Consider the following 22180-nt stretch of genomic DNA (forward strand, 5'->3'; position numbering starts at 1 on the left):
CTGATTATTTGTAGTCATAAATTTAAGTCCCCACTTGTTTCTAAGTGGGGACTAAATTAAGGCTTATAGGATGAATTCAGAAGGTGTGTTCAGCGGACGCTTACGCCATACAGGCTGATTTTTTTATTTAAAGCAGTATTACAAACCTGCTTCATATTCACTACTGGAAAGCAGTTTCTCTACATCCGCCATGTTGTCTGGCTTGATTTTATAAATCCAGCCTTTGCCATAAGGGTCATCATTGACAAAATCAGGATCATCTTCAAGTGCTGAGTTTACTTCAACCACTTCACCTGAAACAGGTGCATGAATATCAGAAGCCGTTTTCACCGATTCAACTACGCCTGCCTGTTCACCGGCAGTGATTTTCTGACCCACTTCTGGCGCTTCAACATAGACCAGGTCGCCCAAAGCATCTTGTGCATGGTCGGAAATCCCAGTAATAACCAGATCACCTTCAATTTTGACCCATTCGTGTGTACTTGCGTACTTTAACTCTGAAGGGTGATTCATGGATGACTCCTTTAAAATATTCAAATCATTTTTGCCATGTTTTATACATGTTTTTTGATAAAAACAAAAGTTTATAGATAAGGATCTTTACGCCAATTGCTTGGACTACGCCCACTCCAACGCTTAAATGCACGGCTGCAATTGGCGACATCGCTATAACCAATTTCATCGGCAATCTGCTCAAGCGTGTAATCAGTACGTGACAGCAGGGAAGTGGCATGCCGATAACGTACTTCATCTACCAATGTAGAAAATGAGGTGCCTTCGGCTGCCAGTTGACGTTTTAAAGTGCGATCCGACATATGCAGCCGATCTGCCACATTTTCAATACTTAAATAATGCTGTTCAGAATTGGTCAAAATGTCACGCACCCGCATGGCTAGGCGGCGACGTTCGCCCAAGGCAGACAGTTCCGCTTCACACTGGTTAATCGCAATCTGGCTGGCAATTGGGTCAGCATTGACCATTTTCAAGCTCAGATATTTTTTATCAAAACTGCTTAATAGATGTGGCTGTTCGAAACGGAACTGATGCGATGGAAATTTTGCCATGTAACGTTCAAAACCGGACGGTTTGGGAAAATCAAAATCAATCTCCCCGGACAGGTCCTCACAACCGGTCAGGGCTTTGGCCATGGTAATAATGCCAAAGGTCAGGGCAATGGCAATTTCAGTACGTAAGGGTTCAATATCAAAATCACACTGCAACTGTAAGGTCGCTTTTTCACCAAAGGTGGAAAAATAAAGTTGTAAAAATGGCATACGTAGCTGGATAAACCGGTTCGCCAGTATCAGGGCATCAGTAATGTCATGTGCCGTCATAATGGCATAACCAATAAAACCATGAATCGAGATACGCATCTGGGTGCCCAAATGGAAACCCAGTGTCGGCTCGCCAGTTAAACGTAGTGCATGCTTGACCAGTTCATTGGCAACTGGTGTCGGAATACGAAAGTTGGGGTCTGCCAACTGTTCACTGTTTAAATGAAATGGGGTGAAGAGTGCTTCAGCAGTGTAACCCCAACGGGATACCACATCTAACAGCAGCAGTCCATAAACACCCGGTATGCCTTGATCCTGTCTTGGAGAAATCGTTTTCATGCGCCATCCATTGCATTCATTCGTTTTTCTATTTGTAGATGCCATATTGGTATGAGTTGAAACAGTATTCGATTAAAATTGTTGGACAATATTTTTAAAGCCTGAAAATTATTCAGGCTGAACATCTTTTTTAAAGACCACAATTTTAGTGGTTGAAATAAGTAATACATCATGGTTCTGATTGAATGCCTGAGTCACATAACTGACTATAGCTCGGTCATTTTTACTTTTTGATGGCGTAATTGCCACAATTTCGATCTCGACATGAATCTTATCGCCAGGACGGGTCGGACGCGGCCAGCGCAGGCTGGACTCTGAACCAATCAAACCATAAGCGACCGGAAAACACTCAGTCCATAAACGCATGGTAACTGCACAGGTGTGCCAGCCACTGGCAGCAATGCCCTGAAAAACAGGATGTGCTTTGGCCTCATGTTCATCAGTATGAAAAACTTGAGGATCATAAGCATGTGCAAACTGTTTGATTTCTTCTAAGGTCATTTCATATTCACGGCTAATGAAACGATCACCCACTTTTATATCTTCTAAATACAGCATCAATACATATCCTTTTTCTTCAATGCCTGTTGTTCGATTAAAAAACTGCCCGTCTGTCTTTGCCACAAATGTGCATAAATACCACCCAGCGCAACCAGTTCTTCATGCGTGCCTTGCTCTACAATGTTACCTTCATCCAGCACAATCAAACGGTCCATTTGTGCAATGGTGGATAGTCGATGGGCAATCGCAATCACGGTTTTACCTTGCATCAATTCATCCAGACTGGATTGAATTGCCGCCTCTACTTCAGAATCTAAGGCACTGGTGGCTTCGTCTAAAATCAGAATTGGCGCATCTTTTAAAAACACCCGGGCAATGGCGATACGCTGGCGTTGACCACCCGATAGTTTAACACCGCGTTCCCCCACATAGGCTTCATAGCCAGTTTTGCCACGCAAATCAGTGAGCTGTGGAATAAAATCTTCCGCCTTGGCTTTGCGCACGGCTTCAAACATCTCTTCATCTGTTGCATCGGGACGGCCATATTTAATATTTTCAGCCACGGTACGATGTAACAAAGAGGTATCCTGAGTTACAAAAGCAATATTTTTACGCAAACTGTCCTGAGTCACATCTTGAATATTTTGACCATCGATCGAAATACGACCTTGGTTAATATTATAAAAATGCAATAACAGTTGAATCAGGGTCGATTTTCCTGCACCAGAGCGGCCGACAATGCCAATTTTTTCTCCCGGTTTAATGGTTAAATTAAAATGATCAATCACATTTTTATTTTGATAAGCAAAGCTGACATCTTCAAATTTAATTTCACCATGCTGTACCTGTAAAGGTTGCGCATCCGGTTTGTCCTGAATGTGAATTGGACGCCCCAAGGTTTTCATACCATCCTGAATGGTTCCGACATTTTCGAACAGTGCGGATGACTGCCACATCATAAATTCGGCAATACTGTTGAGTTTTAAAATCATGGCGGTCGTTGCAGCAATAATACCGAGTTCGGCCTGACCGTTGATCCATAACCAGATGGCGGTACCTAAAACGCCACCATATAAAACCACACTGAGTAAATTGATGCTGATCTCATACTGTGTGCCCAGGCGCATTTGCTTATATACCGTGATCATGAAATCTTGCATGGATGCTTTGGCATATTTACTTTCACGGCCAGCGTGAGCGAATAATTTCACAGTTTGAATGTTGGTATAGGCATCTGTAACACGACCGGTCATCACTGCACGGGCATCGGCCTGCTGGCTTGAAATCTGGCTTAAACGTGGAATAAAAAAGCAGGCAGCACAAATAAACAGTACCAGCCAAAGCAGCAGAGGCAAAATCAGTAGTGGAGAAATTGCCCCCAGAACCAGACTGATCGTGACAAAGTAGATCAGAACATAGGCAAGCATATCACCCAAAATCACCCAGAATTCACGTACCGCCAGTGAAGTCTGCATTACTTTGGCAGATAAACGTCCGGCAAAGTCATTGTGAAAAAAGTCTAGACTTTGCTGTAACAGTAAATTATGGAAACGCCAGCGTAAACGCATGGGAAACGTACTATATAAAATTTGATGTTTGATAATAGACTGCATATTGGCAAATAAGATATTGGCCAGCAGAATGCAGCTCAAGATCGTAAGATTTTGGCTATGTTCAGCCAAAAAAGTGTCTGGTTGACTCTTGCTTAGCCAGTTCACCAAATCACCGATTTTAGAATAAAGAAAGGCTTCAAAACTTGCAGCAGCTGCAGTAAAGAGCACCAGCAACAATAAATAAGTGCGCACACCTTGAGCGGCTTGCCAGACAAAAGGGAAAAAACGGGTAGGAAGTGGTTCGTTTAAACCTTTGGATGGATAAGGGTCGACGAGTTTTTCAAACCACTGCAACATGCGAATTTCCTTGAGTAAATGGCTGTTAGGCTGAATATTATTGCAACTTTAATAGTATAAATAATAATTTAATGAATATCTAAAAGTCTGATTAAATCAGTAAACTTTTCATTTTAACGGCTTTGTTACATAAATATTTAAAAGCTGAATTTACTCCAAATCATTAAAATTTAGGAGATCACTTGGGTATGAGGTCTACCTCACTCGGTAAATTTGTTCAGTACAGCCACACATACATGAATTTCATTCACCTGGCTTTGAAAATGTCTTGAAGTTAATTGATCACCTAACAATTTGATACAGTGCATTTTGGCGTCAGCTAAACTTCGTCGATGATAGCCCGACCATTTTTTTCAGAAAGTTCTACCTGAGAAACACTGCTTCGCAAGATTAATGGTTTGAATTAATTCATTTCGATCAATTGAACTGATTTTAGAATCTTTTTAGGGCTTGGCATTCTTTTAGGTGGATTCTCCTTGGCACCTTAGAGCAGCATTCAACTGAAACGATTTGTAGATTGCAGTAGTTTTGGGTCTCGCCCTGATTGAGCAGGGCGATTCTTTAATATTTCCAAGTCAGATTGCCTTAAACGCCTCTATAGCACGCCTGCGCGATAAGCTTAAATCCACAATTGCCCGTGGGTAATTTAATTTTCGCACCTGTGGGTAAGCATAAGGATCATGGATTTTTTTTGCATCCAGATGCGCCAGTTCCGGTACCCATGTGCGGATATAATCGCCAGTTGGATCAAACTTTTGCGATTGGGTGATAGGGTTGAAGATTCGAAAATAGGGTACTGCATCGGTTCCCGTTGAAGCACACCACTGCCAGCCTCCATTGTTGGCTGCCAAATTGCCATCAATTAAATGCTGCATGAACCATTTTTCACCCAGACGCCAGTCAATCAGCAGGTTCTTGGTCAAAAACATTGCCGTAATCATACGAACCCGATTATGCATCCAGCCCGTTTGTAGCAACTGACGCATACCGGCATCTACAATCGGGATTCCAGTTTGACCTTGCTGCCAGGCAATCAGTTCTTGCTCGGCGTTACGCCATTGGATTTTTTGAGTATTGGCCTTAAAAGGTTGATGTTTGGAAACGGCAGGAAATTGATAAAGAATGTGTTGATAGAACTCACGCCACAACAATTCATCCAGCCAAGTTTGTTGTCCCACGTTGTCTATATGAAAATGACCGTTTTGCTTTCTAAACACAGCTTGTAAGCACTGCCTGATTGAAACCGCACCGATATTTAAATAAGCAGACAATCGGCTGGTTGAATTAAGATCAGGAAAATCCCGTTCCTGTTGATAGTGTTGCATTTTAGAGTCAACAAAATGGTTCAAAATATTCAGGGCATAGTCTTCCGTCACCGGCCAAAGTTGCTGTAACTGATCTGATACACAGCTTTGCATATAGGTTAATGCACTGATTTTTGTATTTTCTAGTTCCAGGTTAAGCGCTATTTTTTCCTGCTTTGCGACTGCTGGATAACATTGCGGCAGGCTAATGCTGAGAAGTTCATAGCAGCGCTTTTTAAAAGCACTAAACACTTGATAAGGCTGATTAGATTTATTTGTGATTGAACCGACAGGAAAAATCGTCTGGTCATGATAAAGCTCAAACGGGATCTGATGATCCTCCAGTTTTTTTTGCGTCTGAGCATCTCGTTTTAATTCATTCACTCCAATTTCAATATTGGCATGTACAGCGTCAATACCAAGTCGCAGACAAAGCTGCAGCATCTCATTGGGTATATCTTTCCATAAAGGAATGTGCTTGATCAGCAGTGGAATATTTAGCTGATTGAGCTGTGATTTGAGCGTTTCTAGTTGGCGTAAATAAAATATTTGTTTGGCAGGGCTGTCATCATGTTGTTGCCATTGCTCAGGTGAGAGAATCACCAAGGCAACACAGTTTCCAGATTGAACCGCATGCCAAAGTGCAGCATGGTCTTGTATACGCAAGTCCTGTCGAAACCATATTAATTGCATGAACGGGGGATGCCTTATTTTCAGTTAAATCATTCAAGTACAAATAAGAATAATAGCAATACGTTTTAACTATTGCATCAGCCCGTTTGTTTTTAAAGTTCGGCTTGATCTGCTGAACGTGCGGTGAATTGCCTGAAATCCGCACCGGATGGTGCCTGATAAACTCTTAAACCAAATTCCGGGACAATTGCAATCAAATGATCAAAGATATCAGACTGTATCGCCTCATAATCTTTCCATACTGTCGTATTTGCAAAAGCATAAATTTCCAGGGGCAAACCTTCACTGGTCGGTTGTAATTGTCGAATAATCAGCGATTGATTTTGCGCGATGCCTGAATGCTGTTTTAAGTAAAACTCAACATAGGCGCGGAAGGTACCTAAATTGGTTAAACGGCGCTGATTGTATAAAGATTGGTTCGAGAGTTGCTGGTTAAAGCTTTCCAGCTCATCATGTTTGCTATTTAAATATTGATCCAGCAATAAAAAATCTTTTAGTTTTTGCTGCTCATCCGGTGTCATAAAATGCACACTACTTTGATCAATAAAGATGGACCTTTTGATACGGCGTACTCCAGCATACGCCATACCGCGCCAGTTTTTAAAAGTATCTGTTACCAGCTTATTGGTTGGAATAGTGGTTAAGGTTTTGTCAAAATTTTGCACGGTAATGGTATGTAATGACATATCAATGACATCACCGTCGGCATTCAGTGAAGGCATTTCTATCCAGTCACCAATTCGCACCATGTCATAAGATGAAATTTGTACTGAGGCTACCAAGGAGAGAATGGTATTTTGAAATATCAACATCAGTACTGCTGCCATGGCACCAAAACCTGCCAGCAAAGTAAAGACATCTTTTTTGAGGAAAGTACCTAAAATCATCAAGCCACAGACAATAAAGATAATCAGCTTAACCAGCTGTAAATAACCTTTAATTGGTTTGTTTTTTGATTTAGGATTACGTTGATAAACCAGATTGAAAATACTTAAAAATTCACTGATGGCTAAAGCAAGAGTGAGAAAAATAAATGCCTGTGCCGCCATCTGAACAAAAACAATGACTTTTTCTGAAAGATGCGGAACAGTGACAATACCATTCATAATCACAATCGCTGGCACAATGTTTGAAATCCGGCGGATAACACTATGCTGGGCAAAAATGTCCTGATTGACAAATTTCATCTTGGAAATCAGTTGGCGGATACCACGAACCACTACTTGCTTGGCAATAAAATTTGCCAGGAATGCCAGTAAAATTAAAATACTGAGAGAGGTGAACATTTCTAGCCATGGATAGTGATCTGACCAGTCCTGAATATTTTGTATGAATGCCAATTGTTCCAAAAACTTACCTTGAATTTTTTAAATTATGGAATAGTGTATAGCGTTATTTTTTGATTATTATAAAGATAACGTTTTATATACACGAACTCAAATAAAATTCACCAGCTGGGCTGATGCTGAAATTACTTAATTTCTTATCATTATTCTGTTCTTGTTATCTATGCCAATACGAATACTGGCATAGTGAATTCCTTCAATAATTGATGAGCTGGACTTACCACATTAAATCATCTGGAATGACGTAGGCTGCATATGGATCGTCTTCATCGATGGTCTGTTCATTCTTTTCAGAATTGTTGACAATAATGAAGCCTTCCATCTTGTCGTTAATGCGCTCTGCCAAGGCTTTAGGCAAAACGGCATAACTATCTGCTTCTTTGGCAATAATGAGTGAACCTGCAACCAGCGCATTGTAAATCTGCTGATTGAGATAAATCTTTTTGACTTTATTGTCATCAATAAACTGGTAGGCCACTTCGCCATCGGTATCTTTAATTTTGTGCTGATTGATCATTTGCACAATGGCAGCTTTTAATTCTTTACCCTGTAACAGGCGTTTTTTTTCTAAATCCAGCGCCTGATCGCGAGCCAGCTTTTCTTGCTGGTCTTGAGCAATTTTGGCCTTTAATTCAGCTTCATTGCTTTGTCCGGTACGTTGCTCATGTACGGCCTGTTTTGACAGTTTTTTAGCCTTTTTATTATCGACTAAACCCGCTTTTAGCAATTGAGCCTGTAATGCATTTTTGACCATAATAAATTCCGATATTACTCTTGAGTCTGCCGATAACGATAATAAATAACCCAATAAATCAAGCTAAGTGTCCAGCTTAACATCACTGGGACAAGGTAGGCATGCAATTTTAAATAAGGATAAATCACGCTGGCAAGTAGACCGCCAATGAAAAATCCAAATAAAATGAGCAAGTGCAGAATAATACGTCTACGTTCTACTTTTAGTCCCCGTAACCTGTAGCCTAAAGCCAAGCCTAAATCGGTCAAAACACCCGATAAGTGGGTTGTACGAATAATCGTACCTTTATAATGACTGACCATAGCATTCTGGATACCCATGGCACCACATGCCCAAAGTAAGGCATAACGCGGGAAATAGGGAAGTAAAAGCCAACATAACAGGATAAAAAAAGCCACCAGACTTAAGGGCAAACCGTAGCGGTGTCCTAACTTAAACTGACTATTTCCTAGTATAAATCCACTATAAAATGAGCCAATGACATAGCATAGAATAACCAGGATTAAGTAAAGGATGTGTTCAGGTTCCCACTTGAGTAAAGCCATGGCCAACATGCTGACATTTCCGGTCATATGGGAAACGGACTGATGCAGCACGGTCACCAGTCCGAGAACGTTAATCATTCCTGCATTGACTGCAAGAAAAAAAGCCCCTAATTGAACCCAGAGCGGTAAAGTTTGAAAAGGCATAACGTCACAAAAAAAACTTAATAATGACTATCTTAATCCAAACCGCGGTCAACGGCAGCAGTAAATAGCACATCTGTTGAAGAATTTAATGCAGTTTCTGTTGAATCCTGCAATACGCTAATCACCATACCAATAGCTACCACTTGCATGGCGACATCTGAACTGATCCCAAACAGGCCACAAGCGACAGGAATCAGCAATAAAGATCCCCCGGCAACACCGGAAGCACCACAGGCTGAAATGGTTGCCAGTACCGATAAAACCAGCATGGTGGTGAAATCCACCGAAATACCCAGTGTATTTACAGTGGCTAAGGTGAGGACGGTAATGGTAACAGCAGCCCCCGCCATATTAATCGTTGCTCCTAAAGGAATGGCAACGCTGGCTGTAGATTCAGCAACACCTAAACGTTTGGCCAAATCCAGATTCACAGGAATATTGGCTGCCGAACTGCGAGTAAAAAACGCCGTAATGCCACTTTCGCGTAAACATTGAAAAACCAGTGGATAGGGATTTGCACGGGTCACAAAGGCCACCATCATTGGATTGACTACCAATGCCACAAACAACATGGTGCCAATCAATACTGCTAACAATTGTGCATAGCTCTCAAACGTACTTAATCCAGCTTCTGCAAAGGTCACGGCAACCAGACCAAAAATACCCACTGGGGCAAAATTGATGACTAAACGGATCACGGTATTTACGGCATTTGCAGCATCGGTGAGCAATACTTTTGTTGAGTCATGGGCATGACGGAATGCAACCCCCAAAGCAACAGCCCAGGCCAAAATACCAATAAAGTTGGCTTCACTAATCGCAACCACAGGATTGGCCACAAAACTTAAAAGCAGGTTTTTTAAGATTTCAATCAGACTACCGGGTGGTTGCAAGTCTGCATTTGCGGGAATATCCAAAAACAAGGTACTTGGAAAAATGATACTGGCAATTACGGCACTTAATGCAGCCAGTAACATTCCAATTGCATACATTAGTATGATGGGTTTAATTTTCGCGCTATGTCCGACTTTAAAATTAGCAATAGAGGCTAAAACCAGCACAAAAACTAAAATGGGTGCAACAGATTTAAGTGCTTTAATAAACAGGTCACCTAACAGGCTTAAATAAGGAGCCAGATTCGGGAACAAAACAGCAACACCAATACCCAGAATAATGGCGATAATAATTCGGGAGACTAAACTCAAACGCATTAAAGCAGAAAACATAAAGGTGCCTTGTTACAAATACGAGGACTAAAAAATCACAAAAAATATTCGGCATTTTATACCTAAAAGTGATATGGCTAAAAAATAATTTCCATATAAAAACTAACTGCTTATTTTTAAAGTTGATATTTTTAGTTTTTCATCAAATTTTTGCCATATTTTTTAAATATTCAAATAATACAAATGCTTCCGATTATTCTGCTGTGTTGTACTCTGTTAAAAGATTCTATTTTCAAGCTCTTAATAAAATATCAAAGGCAGTCTCAAAAAACCACAGCAGAAATTGAGTGAGATCATTTATATCTGATTTGTCTTAAAATACTTCCGGGGAAAGTTCTTGCATGGCCTGAAAATGAGACAGATAAATCCGGCCACTTAAGTGATGCAGCAGTTTTGAATGTTGTAATTTATCCATCACTGGACCCTTAATTTCGGAAAAATTCAGTTTAATGTTCAGTTTATTTAACTCGGCATTCAGGTCTTCCAGCATTTCCAGCGCGCTCAGATCGATGGCACTAATACTGGAGCAGTTAATGACCACATGCTCTAAATCTGTATACTGACTCACGGCATTAATCAGAAAACCTTTAAAGGTATTGGCATTTAGAAAGGTCAGATTTTCATCTATCCGCATGGACAGGACTGTGTCTGAGGTCAGTACCTGATGACGCTGTATATTTCTAAAATGCTGGGTTCCTTCAACCAGACCAATGACGGCAATATGCGGACGGCTGATCCGCCACAGCAGCAGAATAAAGGTAGAAACAATACCCAGTAGCAAACCAGTCGAGATATCGATGCAGAGCACACCAAAGAAGGTAATCCACATGGCAATACCATCAGCTTTGGAATAACGCCAGGTTTCAATAAAGGGCTTGAAATCAACCAGTTTCCAGATAGAAACGATGATGGTGGCGGCCAGAATACCTAAAGGCAAATCACGGAAAAAGCCGGTAAAATAAAGACTGACCACTACAATAAGCAGAGATGAAATGACCCCTGCCAGCGGAGTTTTGGCACCGGCATCTGCATTGACCACCGTGCGCGATAAGCTTCCGGTAACCGGAAATGCTGAGCTGAGCCCGGCACTTAAATTGGATAAACCCAATGCGATAAGTTCCTGGTTACTATTTAAATGACTGCGTTGCTGTAGGGCAGTCGCTTGAGCAATAGATAAAGACTCGACAAAGCTGATCATGGCGATCATTGCTGCACCGGGTAACAAGGTAATGACCAGATCCAGACTCCAGTAGGGCATACTCAGCGGGGGAAAACCTGAGGGGATTTCTCCTACTGTTTTAATGCCTACGGCTTTTAAATCCAGAAAATAGACCGCCGCAATTGAAATGACCACCAAACTTAAAGGTAAGGCTTTCGTCATAAATGCAGTCGACCCTATTCGGCTTTGCACAGCATTGGACTGTAAAACTTTAGGGAAATAAATCAGAAAAATGAGCGCAAGCATGCCAAACATCAAAGAGGCGAAATTGCTGTACCTTAGATATTGCCAAACGCTGACTACAAACTCAGGGATATTATTCGCCTTTAAAGGTACATCGACCAGAAATTTGAATTGACCCAAAGCAATCAGCAGCGCAGAAGCAATAATAAAACTCTTGATGACCGGATGACTAATCAGCTGAATCAGAAAGCCAAATCGAAATATCCCGAGCAATAAGGAAATGACACCCACCATTACTGCAAGCAGGCAGGCAGCCTGTATATAAACTGGTGAGCCAACCTCAAATAACGGATTGAGTGTCGCGAAAGTCATCATGGAAATAATCGCGACCGGGCCAATAGAAAGCGTAGGACTGCTCCCGACCATGGCGTAAATGATCATGGGCAAAATACTGGCATACAGTCCCGTAATGGGCGGTAGTCCTGCCAGCATGGCATAGGCCATACCTTGCGGAACCAGCATTGCAATGACAATAAGAGCTGAAAGAAGGTCAGATTTAAACTTGGTCGGGTTGTAGGTACGCAGCCAGCGCCAAGAGGGTAATAGCGCCGTTAAGCGAGAATTTAAATCTGACATATCTAAAGCTAAATCACTATTTTAGATATATTATGCATAAAAAATGCTAAGAAGTCTTATCAGGACGATTACATCTTCTCAATTTTCTTTTATTTATATGATTAAATTAAATTTTTAGGACAATAGAGTTGATATAGGGTATTGAGTACCTGAACCAGTTTTTCATCTTTAATGGAATAAAAAATCTGTTTTCCATCGCGACGTGTGGTCACCATATCGCTTTTACGTAGCATCATCAGTTGCTGTGATAAGGTAGGCTGGCTTATTTTTGTCGTCTGTTCTATTTGGGAGACATTTAATTCTTGTTTGGCAAGATGACATAAAATAAGTAAACGATCTGTATTGGCTAATGATTTTAATATTGTGACAACAACATCAATAGACTCATGCATAGAAGCAATTTCAAGATCGGTGTTCATACAGCATTTCCATACTACGCAACAGTAACCTAGGCAGTATACTGCCTGATTAATCTCATATAGGATGAAAATGTAACATTTTCAATGGTTTTTTATGAAAGTAATTATCAGATATTCTTATATCCATTAAAATAAGGCATTTAATCCAGATTAAATGCCTGATAGCAATGCAGAATATGATTTATCAATTTTTATGGGTCTGTTTAAATCCTTTTAATTCTTTTTCATTAAAATGCACGGCTTCAGTGATTGCCTGACGCGTTTCAGGATTATACCAGTTAAAAATTGCAGACATTTTTTCTTCAAAATCATCGCTAATGACAAAATGATTTTCTTGAGTACTGAGCAGACCTTTTTCTTTTAAAATAGCAATAAAGCTTTTTAAGGTGGCGCTGTCAAAATAATAACCGGCCTGAATCTTTTTGGTTTGTGACAGTTTGTTTAGTACCGCTTTACCCATTTTCTCCAGTTCTTTCAGGCTCAGTGCTTGCAACGAAGCATATTGCTGAAGTAATGTAGCAATCATAGTCATGTTATTTAGGCTAGAAGCAGACAAATGGGCCAATGTTACAAACTGGTTTTGCATGTGTTCATCGGCTGGGATAGAAAGGGTTTGATCCTGACGAACAATCCAGCCTAAATGTTCTAAACCATCTATAATGATTGTGATTTCTTTTTCTAATTCATCCATAGACCATTTTAAGAAAAATTCTTCTTTAAAATAGGGATAAATATTTTTAAGGGTGTCGGTTAAATAACGTGTAGAGATTTTTTTATACGAATGCACCAGCATTGCAATTAATGCCGGTAAAATAAAACAGTGTAGAATATTATTACTAAAATAACTTAATAGAATTTTTTGACTTTCGGCAACGCGTACCCAGTTTTGGTTATTTTGGCTGAAGATTTCAACCTGTTTTAATTTTGCAGCATATTGAATAATCTCTGTGCTCGATAATTCTGTCATGATCATTTTTGCATCATATTTCATTATTTTTAATAAATGACGATATTGATCAATTTTACCGATTAAATCATGTTCAGTTAAAGCGTGATTATCTGCATTCAATAAAATAAGTGAAATTAAAGAGATGGGATTAATTACCACTGCTTTATTAATATTTTCCAAAATAGAATTTGCAACTTGGTTCACGGTTTGAATCACAGGCTGGGGTAATTCATCATGAATGTCGAGTTTAATATCCCTGGCTTGATGTTCAGCTAAAACCTGATCCAGAAAAACCGGTTCCCCAAAATTGACATGCACCTGGCCAAAGACTTTTTCAATTTTACGGACTGAACTCAAGATGCCCCAGATCGATTCGGCTTCTTTTGGTTTGCCATTTAGTTCATTTAAATAAGAGGTGCCTTCAATCAGTTTTTCATAACCAAAATAAGTGGGAATAAAGGCAATCGGCTTGGTTGCACCACGTAAATGGCTTTGTACCGTCATCGACAGCATGCCTTTTTTCGGTGGTAACAGCAGACCAGTCCGTGAACGGCCGCCTTCAATAAAGTATTCCAAAGGGGTGTTACGCGACAATAAACTATGTAAATATTCTTTAAAAACAGAGGTATATAACTCATTTCCGCTAAATGTGCGACGGATGAAATAAGCACCGCCACCACGCATGATCTGACCGACCACAGGCAGGTTGAGGTTAATGCCTGCCGCAATATGCGGAACCATCAAGCCGCGGTTAAAAATCACATAAGACAGCAATAAATAGTCAATATGACTGCGATGGCATGGGGTATAGACAATTTCGTAATCTTTGGCCAGCTCGCGAACGGTATCGAAATTATGCACTTCAATTCCATCATAAAGTTGCGTCCAGAGTTTGGTCAGCGCCAGTTCGGCAAAACGTAGGGTAGAATAGGAAAAGTCCGAAACCACTTCGGTTAAATAGCCTTTGGCACGGTTCTCTGCTTCGAACATGCTGATTTTGTTGTCAATACTTTCTTTACGAATGGCATCTTGCACCGTTTCGGTTTTCATTAACTTGTTAATGAGATTACGGCGGTCGGATAAGTCGGGACCTAAAATGGCTTCTTTGTATTTATTGAAATTGCTATTAAGTTCCTTGACCACAGAATGTGCCGGGGAAAAGTTTGGATATTCAATTTTAGATTTTTCTATAGCTGCTCTTAGGGAAATGGGTTTGTGAAATTCAATATAGTTTTCACGGCTATATAAAGAAATATTCAAGGCCTGCTTTAATTTGGATGGTGTCGCCCAGGCATCGGCAAATAAGGCTTTAAACCAGGAGTCTTCATATTCGGGTGAGCGGCCCCATAAAACCGTCACCGGAACCAGTTCTATTTCGTATTCGGGATATTTTTCCAGAGCTTCAATCAGCCGAATGAGCTTGGCCGAATAATGATAGGTTTGATTTTGTGAGTTAGGTAGGTTTAAAGCCAGAATAGAATCATCTTCCTGCAACTCCTGAATGCTGAAAGGTGTAAAAACAGAAGGCAGTTGGCGTGCTTTGGCTTCAGTATCAATCAGGACCGTGTTGCTTAAGGATGCATCTTGTAATACATAGCAAATTATTTTTTTATCTGTTTGATATTCTAAGGTTTTTTTTAATTTTTCAGTATTACCCAAGACTTGAGGAGTCACAATTTTATCTAAAATTTTCTGTGTAAATTGTCGATAGAACCGGCTATAACTCTTATGAGACATGTGATTCCCTAAATCAGTTTTCATTTGCTGGATATTGTGTGCAATTGCATGAATAAATACAAACTTTATTGATGACAATTACGTCATTTAAGTGGTAACTCTTTGGTCAATATTACAAGCTTATCGGTTTAAAAAGCATTGTTTTTTAGATTGAAATCACAACTTAAGTTGAATAAGCATAGCAATAGAAAAACTTATATTGAAGGTCTAAATGGCTTATGATGAGCGCATGACTTTAAAATCAAAAGACAGCTCAAGGAGTTAAAATGAGTACTGATTCTGCTTTTCCAGCACCGAACAATTTAGCCATAGCGGTTTATAGTGATAATGCTGAAGCGATTGGCAATACACCTTTAATTCGTATTAATCGTGCCATTTCATCCGATGCAACCGTATTGGCAAAAGTTGAAAGCCGTAATCCGGCATTCTCGGTGAAATGCCGGGTAGGTGCCGCTTTAATTGTAGATGCTGAAGAAAAAGGTTTGCTTAAACCGGGCATGCATATTGTCGAGCCAACCAGTGGTAATACCGGTATTGCACTGGCATTTGTTGCAGCTGCCAAAGGTTATGACATTACCTTAACCATGCCTGCAAGCATGAGTGTTGAGCGCCGTAAGGTGCTGAAGGCTTTTGGTGCAAATCTGGTACTGACTGAACCGGCCAAAGGCATGAAAGGTGCGGTCGATGAAGCAGTACGTTTAGCCACGGAACAACCGGATGTGTATTTTTTACCGCAACAGTTTGAAAACCCGGCCAACCCGAAAATCCATGAACAGACCACAGGCCCCGAAATTTGGGAAGCTACTGGCGGTAAAGTCGATATCCTAGTGTCTGGCGTCGGTACGGGTGGCACCATTTCCGGTATTTCACGTTATTTTGAACAGGTAAAAAATCAGCCGCTTTATTCGGTTGCTGTGGAACCTGCGGAATCACCGATTATTGGTCAGACGAAACGTGGCGAGCCATTGACTCCGGGACCGCATAAAATTCAGGGCATTGGCGCCAACTTTATTCCGAAAAACCTGGATCTGGATTTAGTGGATGAAGTCATTGCTATTGAAAGTGATACAGCTATTGAATGGGCACGCAAAACAGCAACCCATGACGGTATTCTGGTGGGTATTTCAAGTGGTGCAGCCATGGCAGCCGCAGCTCAATTGGCAGCACGTCCTGAAAATGCCGGTAAAAACATTGTGGTAATTTTACCGGATGCCGGTGAGCGCTATTTATCTTCAGTATTGTTTGAAGATATTTCAGCAGATTAATTGCTCACACGTTAAGGTTTGACTTAAATTTGAGGCAGTCAGGTTTAAGTCAAACCGTTTGAGTGATTTGCTTCTTTAGACCTCTTTCATCCATCCCTTTGATTTTTCTTACACAGACTTGAAATACATTTCAATTCTGCTTACGGAGAAAAATAAAAAGAGGGTGTCAACCATGATGAAAGCGGTCTGTTATGTTATTTTGATTTTTATTGATAGAATTTATTTTATAAGCTTCAGCCAAAGCTTATTCGTATGGCATGCTATTTCGGTATAAATGGACATTGGAAATAGCACTCAAAAGGCAGATGATGTATTGCCTCTACAAATTAAAGATTTAGGGATTTGAATCGGTGTTTGAGCTCGACTGTAAATTACTCAGCGTTTTTCTTTATATTTATAAATATAAAAGTGTTTCTGTCGCGGCTGAATATCTGGCCATGAGTCAGCCCACAGTCAGTAATATCCTGAATAAAATTCGTCAGCATTATAATGACCCGCTTTTCTTAAGAATCGGCAATGAAATGGTGCCGACTGAACTGTCGAAACAGCTGTTTCCACTGGTCAGTGAAGCCTTAAGTAAAGTTGAAATCATCAATAATTTCACCGTTGATTTTGACCAGACTACTTCACAGCAGAAATTTACTATTGCCATGACCGATGTGTCGCATTTGGTGTTATTGCCTAAAATTTCCCAATATTTAAAACAGCATGCTTCAAATATTCGTTTAAATGTTCGCGCCATTACTTCTGAAACCAGTTATCAAATGGCCAATGGAGAAATTGATCTGGCGATTGGTTTTTTACCCCATCTGGAAAATGGTTTTTATCAGCAAAAACTGTTTGAGCAATATTATGTGGTGATTGCATCCAAAAACCATCCGCGGCTGAGCGAAAACAGTCTAAGCACTGAACAATATATCAATGAACCCCATATCGATATTGATGCCGGAATGGGGCATTATCATATTGAAAATGAATTGTTAAATTTAGAACTGAAACGTAATATCTTGATGCGCTTGCCCAGTTATCTGGGCGTTGGGCTAGTGGTACAGGAAACCGATGCAATTGCGACCGTACCTTATTATTTAAGTGAAGTGTTATTGTCGCGCGGCAATTTACAGATCTTTGATGCACCGATTACTTTCCCCACCTATGCAGTCAAGCAATATTGGCATATGTCCTGCCATCACAAGACCAGCCATCAATGGCTGCGGCAGATGTGTTATGAATTGTTCTCGAAAATGAATGACCTGGATGACCCTATGCATAAAATCATTCATCAATAATTGATTTATTGAAACCCGGACATCAAGAAATTTTATCCGGGGTCATTAAGGCCTGGTTAATATACAGTTTAATCAGGCGTTCACGTGAACCAATGGCTTTCTGGTAATGGGTTGAATTGAGCAACAAGGAAGCACCATAGGTGACCGTCCAGATATAAGACAAATAGTCGCGAATCGACATGGCACTATTGAAGGATTTTAGATATTCGTCGGTCATGTCCTTAATTTCAATAATCCGCTCTTCACGTACCCGATAAAGCTGTTCAAATAATTCTTTCAGCTTGCGTTCATTATTGGTTAAGCGTTCTTCAATCACATGCAATAAAATGGTCCGGTTGGAATTTAACATGTTGTAGAGCATGTACTGTGAAACATAGGTTTTAATATTATTTTTATATTTTTTTGAAATTTCCAATAATCTTTTTTCATTCAAGATGATCAGTTCTAAATAGAGCTGATTCTTGCTTTTAAAATGTTTATAAATGGTCCCTTTGGCAATATCCAGCTCACACGCAAGTTCTGCCAGGGTAATGTCCTGATTATTATCCAGCAACAGTGTTTCTGCCATGGCTAAAATTTTCTCTTTGCGTAATTGAAAATTTTGTTGGCGTACCGTATTCATCGCAAGTCCCAGAAAGACATAAAAAAAGCCAATTTAAAATATACCGATATCAAGCCTATGACAACCCAACTAATGTCTGATATGAGCTAAAAACAAAGCACTGCTTTGTTTTTAGCATAAGAAAATAAAAAGCACTTTTTTGTTTTAATGCAAGAGAGGCAATATAAACTGATGGTTAACGAAGCACATTAAATCAGCTTAGATTTGCAATTGCATAGCACAAAATAAAAGTCAATCAGTGAGAACCTGAGAGGTCAATAATCATCAATAAAATTCCAATTACCGCATAATTATTTTATTGTCTTTTTGCGTTGAAAAAAGGGATTAACCCATAAAACGCAAAGAGCAGATATGCTGATTTAACCGTATTTCATTCACATATTTAAGCTTAGGCTTGATGGTGAGTGGTTCAGTTTAAAGTGATTTACAGAAACCATGTTTTATTCGTTGCTCATAATAGTAATGATGAAATGATTCTGAGCACTCGAGCTGATGAGTAAAGTTTTTAAACCTGATTCTCGCTACATTCATTTTTTTCTTCATGGATGTTGCAAACTGCGCGAATGGTCAAATTTTACTTAGAGAGATGTATGTGAGAATAAATCCGTTATTTCAGTATAGGTTCTTACAACTTTAAAAAGCACTTCACTATTTTTAATGCGAAGTCTTCACATAAGGAAAGCAATATGCCTATTTATAACGCACCCCTTAAAGACATGGAATTTATTTTAAATGATGTATTTAAGGCAGATGAATTCTGGCAGGGTAATGAAAACCTCGCTCATTTAGATATGGCAACGGCGAATGCGATTTTAGAGGAAATGGCCAAGTTTTCTAAAAACGTCATCCTTGATCTAAACCGCAGCAGTGATGAAGAAGGCGGCGCACAGTTTAATAATGGCGTGGTGACTACACCTAAAGGTTTTAAAGAAGCATTTAAACAGTTTGCCGAAGGTGGCTGGGTAGGTCTGGGGGCACCTGAAGAATGGGGCGGTCAGGGCATGCCTAAAATGCTGACGGTACTGGCTGATGAAATGATCTGGAGTACGAACCCCTCATTTATGCTCTACCCATTACTGACTGTGGGTGCAGGTATGGCGATTAATGACCGTGCTTCCCAAGAACAAAAAGAGACTTATCTACCAAAATTCTACACTGGTGAATGGTCAGGTACCATGTGTCTGACAGAACCGCATTCTGGTACAGATCTCGGACTGATCAAAACCAAAGCAGAACCGAATGAAGATGGCTCTTTCAATATTACCGGTACAAAAATCTTTATTACCAGTGGTGAACACGACCTGTCTGAAAACATCATTCACCTAGTTCTGGCAAAAACACCCAATGCACCAGCTGGCTCACGTGGTATTTCCTTATTCATCGTGCCGAAATTCCATGTCAATGCAGATGGATCGGTGGGTGAACGTAATGCCGTATCTGCCGGTTCTATCGAACATAAGATGGGGATTAAGGGATCTGCGACTTGCGTGATGAACTTTGATGGTGCCAAAGGTTATATCGTGGGTAAGGAAAATGAAGGTCTGGCGGCCATGTTCGTGATGATGAACTACGAACGCTTATCTATGGGGATCCAAGGGATTGGCGCGGCTGAGTTTGCCTACCAGAATGCTGCACAATATGCCACAGACCGTTTGCAGGGCCGTTCGGCAACCGGTGCAAAAGCGCCTGAAAAACCAGCCGATTCTATTTTAGTGCATGGCGATGTGCGTCGTATGTTGCTGAATGCTCGTGCCAACAATGAAGCATCACGTGCTTTTGCGGTTTATGTGGGACAACAGCTCGACATTACCAAATACTCCACCGATGCAGAAGCAGTACGTAAAGCGAATGACCGTGTTGCATTGCTTACCCCAATTGCAAAAGCTTATCTAACCGACAAGGCACTTGATTCAAGCCTGGAAGCACAAATGGTGTTTGGTGGTCACGGTTATATTCGTGAATGGGGCATGGAACAATGTATTCGTGACTTGCGTATTTCCCAAATTTACGAAGGCACCAACGGCGTTCAGGCGATTGACCTGATTGGCCGTAAGACCATCAAATGCGGTGGTGCATACCTTGCTGAATACATTGTGGAAATTCGTGAGTTTGCACAAGCTTTAGATGATGCCTTGCCAATTAAAGCCGCTACATTAAATGTGTGTACACAGGTTGAAGACATTACCGCTTTCATTGTGGATCAGGCAAAAACGGCGCCAGAGTTATCTAATGCTGTAGCAGTGGATTACTTGCATGTAGTGGGATTACTCAGTTTTGTCTATATGTATGCGCGTATTAGCCAGGCCGCTCAACCAAAAGCGGAAGCGTTCTTCCAGAACAAACTGGTGTTAGCGCAGTATTATGTAGCCAAAGTTTTACCTGACCTGGCTGCACGTGTACAACGTATTCAAGCCGGTCCCGATGTAGTGATGCAGTTACCAGAGGAATACTTTACTGCCCAATCTTAAGTTTGGCACGATGCTTTAATACAGGGTTTAATAAAGATGGAAATGACATGAGCTGAAGGTATAGCTCATGTCACACAACAAGATTGATAAATTAGGATGGAAAAAATGATTGTTATTGTAAATGGTGTTCGTACAGCAATGGGTGGCTTCCAAGGAGCACTGTCTCCATGTACAGCACCAGATTTAGGTGCAGCAGCTATTAAAGAAGCTATAGCGCGTTCGGGCTTGCAACCCACAGATATTAATGAAGTAATTTTTGGCTGTGTACTTCCGGCCGGTTTAAAACAGGGTCCGGCACGCCAAGCCATGCGTCAGGCAGGTTTACCTGACAGTACGGGTGCAACTACTATTAATAAAATTTGTGGTTCAGGCATGAAAGCGGTGATGCAGGCTGCTGATGCTATTAAAGCCGGTTCTGCTGAAATTGTAGTTGCAGGCGGTATGGAATCGATGAGTAATGCACCATATCTACTGGACAAGGCGCGTTCCGGTTATCGTATGGGACATGGCAAAATCACCGATCATATGTTTCAGGAAGGTCTGGAAGATGCTGAAACCGGTCTTTCTATGGGTATTCTTGCACAAGAAATGGCAGATAAAAAAGGTTATACCCGCGAACAGCAAGATGCCTTTGCAATCAGCTCGTTGAATAAAGCGGTCACTGCCATCAACAATGGTTATTTTAAAGAAGAAATCGTGCCTGTAACCGTGTCTTCACGTAAAGGTGATGTAGTTGTTGAGCAAGACGAACAACCGCTGAATGCCAAGGCCGATAAAATTCCAACTTTACGTCCTGCATTTAAAAAAGATGGCACCATTACTGCCGCCAATTCCAGTTCGATTTCAGATGGTGCATCGGCTTTAGTGCTGACTTCAGAGGAAATTGCGGCGCAACGGGGCTTAAAACCACTGGCAAAAATTGTCGCTTATGGCTCCAACTCACAACATCCTACAGAATTCAGTATTGCACCAGTCGGTGCGATTGAAAAAGTATTGAAAAAAGCCGGCTGGAATGCTCAGGAGGTTGATCTTTGGGAAATCAATGAAGCATTTGCCATGGTGGCGATGGCTGCGATAGATGCGTTCAATCTGGATGAAGCAAAAGTGAATATCAATGGTGGTGCTTGTGCATTGGGTCATCCACTCGGTTCATCAGGTTCACGTATTATCGTGACTTTAGTACATGCCCTAAAACGTACCGGTGGTAAAAAAGGCATTGCCAGTTTATGTATTGGTGGTGGTGAAGCAACTGCTGTTGCAGTCGAGCTGATCTAAAAAGTCTCTATCAGCGTAGAGCGATAAGTAACGAATTAGAATTTAATAAGCAATAACAACCACCATTCCAGCACGCCGGGATGGT

At 40.7% G+C, this 22180-nt stretch carries 17 protein-coding genes and 1 pseudogene; 4 read left to right on the plus strand and 14 right to left on the minus strand.

Going from position 1 to position 22180, the window contains the following annotated elements:
- Window positions 1-138: 138 nt before the first annotated feature.
- From gcvH to plsB, 13 genes and pseudogenes are all read right to left on the minus strand, one after another.
- Complete coding sequence (gene gcvH / locus ACE01T_RS06700; protein ID WP_086196973.1) at window positions 139-513, minus strand: glycine cleavage system protein GcvH; 375 nt, start codon at window positions 511-513, stop codon at window positions 139-141.
- Between the two features lie 71 nt (window positions 514-584).
- The gene (locus tag ACE01T_RS06705; protein ID WP_395518991.1) at window positions 585-1613 is read right to left on the minus strand and encodes a helix-turn-helix transcriptional regulator; all 1029 of its coding nucleotides are present in this window, start codon (window positions 1611-1613) and stop codon (window positions 585-587) included.
- A 108-nt stretch (window positions 1614-1721) separates the two neighbouring features.
- Window positions 1722-2171 (minus strand): MaoC family dehydratase, encoded by a 450-nt coding sequence (locus ACE01T_RS06710; protein WP_180042581.1) that lies wholly within the window; start codon window positions 2169-2171, stop codon window positions 1722-1724.
- Window positions 2171-4024 (minus strand): ABC transporter ATP-binding protein, encoded by a 1854-nt coding sequence (locus tag ACE01T_RS06715; RefSeq protein WP_180042580.1) that lies wholly within the window; start codon window positions 4022-4024, stop codon window positions 2171-2173. The genes ACE01T_RS06710 and ACE01T_RS06715 overlap by 1 nt, the downstream gene beginning before the upstream one ends.
- 200 nt (window positions 4025-4224) lie before the next feature.
- Window positions 4225-4485: pseudogene (locus tag ACE01T_RS06720) on the minus strand (IS5/IS1182 family transposase); the annotation flags it as partial.
- A 114-nt stretch (window positions 4486-4599) separates the two neighbouring features.
- Window positions 4600-6021, minus strand: a complete 1422-nt coding sequence (locus ACE01T_RS06725) for a cryptochrome/photolyase family protein (RefSeq protein ID WP_180042579.1) — start codon at window positions 6019-6021, stop codon at window positions 4600-4602.
- Between the two features lie 92 nt (window positions 6022-6113).
- Window positions 6114-7370: a mechanosensitive ion channel family protein gene (locus ACE01T_RS06730; protein WP_180042578.1), complete on the minus strand. Its 1257-nt coding sequence runs from the start codon at window positions 7368-7370 to the stop codon at window positions 6114-6116.
- A 214-nt stretch (window positions 7371-7584) separates the two neighbouring features.
- The gene (locus ACE01T_RS06735) at window positions 7585-8121 is read right to left on the minus strand and encodes a DUF2058 domain-containing protein (protein ID WP_395518992.1); all 537 of its coding nucleotides are present in this window, start codon (window positions 8119-8121) and stop codon (window positions 7585-7587) included.
- Window positions 8122-8135: 14 nt separating this feature from the next.
- Entirely contained in the window at window positions 8136-8810 is a 675-nt protein-coding gene (locus ACE01T_RS06740; protein ID WP_180042577.1) for a YoaK family protein, read from the minus strand.
- A 32-nt stretch (window positions 8811-8842) separates the two neighbouring features.
- Complete coding sequence (sstT, locus tag ACE01T_RS06745) at window positions 8843-10036, minus strand: serine/threonine transporter SstT (RefSeq protein WP_180042576.1); 1194 nt, start codon at window positions 10034-10036, stop codon at window positions 8843-8845.
- 313 nt (window positions 10037-10349) lie between these two features.
- Window positions 10350-12074, minus strand: a complete 1725-nt coding sequence (locus tag ACE01T_RS06750; RefSeq protein WP_180042575.1) for a SulP family inorganic anion transporter — start codon at window positions 12072-12074, stop codon at window positions 10350-10352.
- 101 nt (window positions 12075-12175) lie between these two features.
- Window positions 12176-12493 carry an ArsR/SmtB family transcription factor gene (locus ACE01T_RS06755; protein WP_086196964.1) on the minus strand — a complete coding sequence of 106 codons (318 nt, stop codon included), beginning with the start codon at window positions 12491-12493 and terminating at the stop codon, window positions 12176-12178.
- 184 nt (window positions 12494-12677) lie between these two features.
- Entirely contained in the window at window positions 12678-15179 is a 2502-nt protein-coding gene (plsB, locus tag ACE01T_RS06760) for a glycerol-3-phosphate 1-O-acyltransferase PlsB (RefSeq protein ID WP_180042574.1), read from the minus strand.
- 266 nt (window positions 15180-15445) lie between these two features.
- On the opposite strand from plsB, the gene cysK reads away from it, so the two are divergent.
- Together cysK and ACE01T_RS06770 are read left to right on the plus strand one after the other, a co-directional pair.
- Window positions 15446-16444, plus strand: a complete 999-nt coding sequence (gene cysK, locus ACE01T_RS06765; RefSeq protein ID WP_180042573.1) for a cysteine synthase A — start codon at window positions 15446-15448, stop codon at window positions 16442-16444.
- Between the two features lie 350 nt (window positions 16445-16794).
- A complete protein-coding gene (locus ACE01T_RS06770; RefSeq protein ID WP_086196961.1) occupies window positions 16795-17730 on the plus strand; it encodes a LysR substrate-binding domain-containing protein in 936 nt (311 codons plus the stop codon).
- A gap of 22 nt (window positions 17731-17752) precedes the next feature.
- Here the strand turns inward: ACE01T_RS06770 and ACE01T_RS06775 are convergent, their stop codons facing one another.
- The gene (locus tag ACE01T_RS06775) at window positions 17753-18352 is read right to left on the minus strand and encodes a TetR/AcrR family transcriptional regulator (protein ID WP_086196960.1); all 600 of its coding nucleotides are present in this window, start codon (window positions 18350-18352) and stop codon (window positions 17753-17755) included.
- A gap of 686 nt (window positions 18353-19038) precedes the next feature.
- Between ACE01T_RS06775 and ACE01T_RS06780 the strand changes: the two genes are divergently transcribed.
- Window positions 19039-20820, plus strand: a complete 1782-nt coding sequence (locus tag ACE01T_RS06780; protein ID WP_086196959.1) for an acyl-CoA dehydrogenase C-terminal domain-containing protein — start codon at window positions 19039-19041, stop codon at window positions 20818-20820.
- Window positions 20821-20925: 105 nt separating this feature from the next.
- Complete coding sequence (locus ACE01T_RS06785; RefSeq protein WP_086197079.1) at window positions 20926-22095, plus strand: thiolase family protein; 1170 nt, start codon at window positions 20926-20928, stop codon at window positions 22093-22095.
- The last annotated feature ends 85 nt before the right edge of the window (window positions 22096-22180 follow it).

It is taken from the genome of Acinetobacter uliginosus (genome assembly GCF_044130295.1).
GTDB lineage: Bacteria > Pseudomonadota > Gammaproteobacteria > Pseudomonadales > Moraxellaceae > Acinetobacter.

Coding starts and splice junctions, on each gene's coding strand:
- ACE01T_RS06715 (WP_180042580.1), bottom strand. CDS start 4,024: ATGTTGCAGTGGTTTGAAAAACTCGTCGACCCTTATCCATCCAAAGGT.
- plsB (WP_180042574.1), bottom strand. CDS start 15,179: ATGTCTCATAAGAGTTATAGCCGGTTCTATCGACAATTTACACAGAAA.
- gcvH (WP_086196973.1), bottom strand. CDS start 513: ATGAATCACCCTTCAGAGTTAAAGTACGCAAGTACACACGAATGGGTC.
- ACE01T_RS06750 (WP_180042575.1), bottom strand. CDS start 12,074: ATGTCAGATTTAAATTCTCGCTTAACGGCGCTATTACCCTCTTGGCGC.
- ACE01T_RS06755 (WP_086196964.1), bottom strand. CDS start 12,493: ATGAACACCGATCTTGAAATTGCTTCTATGCATGAGTCTATTGATGTT.
- ACE01T_RS06705 (WP_395518991.1), bottom strand. CDS start 1,613: ATGAAAACGATTTCTCCAAGACAGGATCAAGGCATACCGGGTGTTTAT.
- ACE01T_RS06775 (WP_086196960.1), bottom strand. CDS start 18,352: ATGAATACGGTACGCCAACAAAATTTTCAATTACGCAAAGAGAAAATT.
- ACE01T_RS06710 (WP_180042581.1), bottom strand. CDS start 2,171: ATGCTGTATTTAGAAGATATAAAAGTGGGTGATCGTTTCATTAGCCGT.
- sstT (WP_180042576.1), bottom strand. CDS start 10,036: ATGTTTTCTGCTTTAATGCGTTTGAGTTTAGTCTCCCGAATTATTATC.
- ACE01T_RS06740 (WP_180042577.1), bottom strand. CDS start 8,810: ATGCCTTTTCAAACTTTACCGCTCTGGGTTCAATTAGGGGCTTTTTTT.
- ACE01T_RS06735 (WP_395518992.1), bottom strand. CDS start 8,121: ATGGTCAAAAATGCATTACAGGCTCAATTGCTAAAAGCGGGTTTAGTC.
- ACE01T_RS06785 (WP_086197079.1), top strand. CDS start 20,926: ATGATTGTTATTGTAAATGGTGTTCGTACAGCAATGGGTGGCTTCCAA.
- ACE01T_RS06725 (WP_180042579.1), bottom strand. CDS start 6,021: ATGCAATTAATATGGTTTCGACAGGACTTGCGTATACAAGACCATGCT.
- cysK (WP_180042573.1), top strand. CDS start 15,446: ATGAGTACTGATTCTGCTTTTCCAGCACCGAACAATTTAGCCATAGCG.
- ACE01T_RS06780 (WP_086196959.1), top strand. CDS start 19,039: ATGCCTATTTATAACGCACCCCTTAAAGACATGGAATTTATTTTAAAT.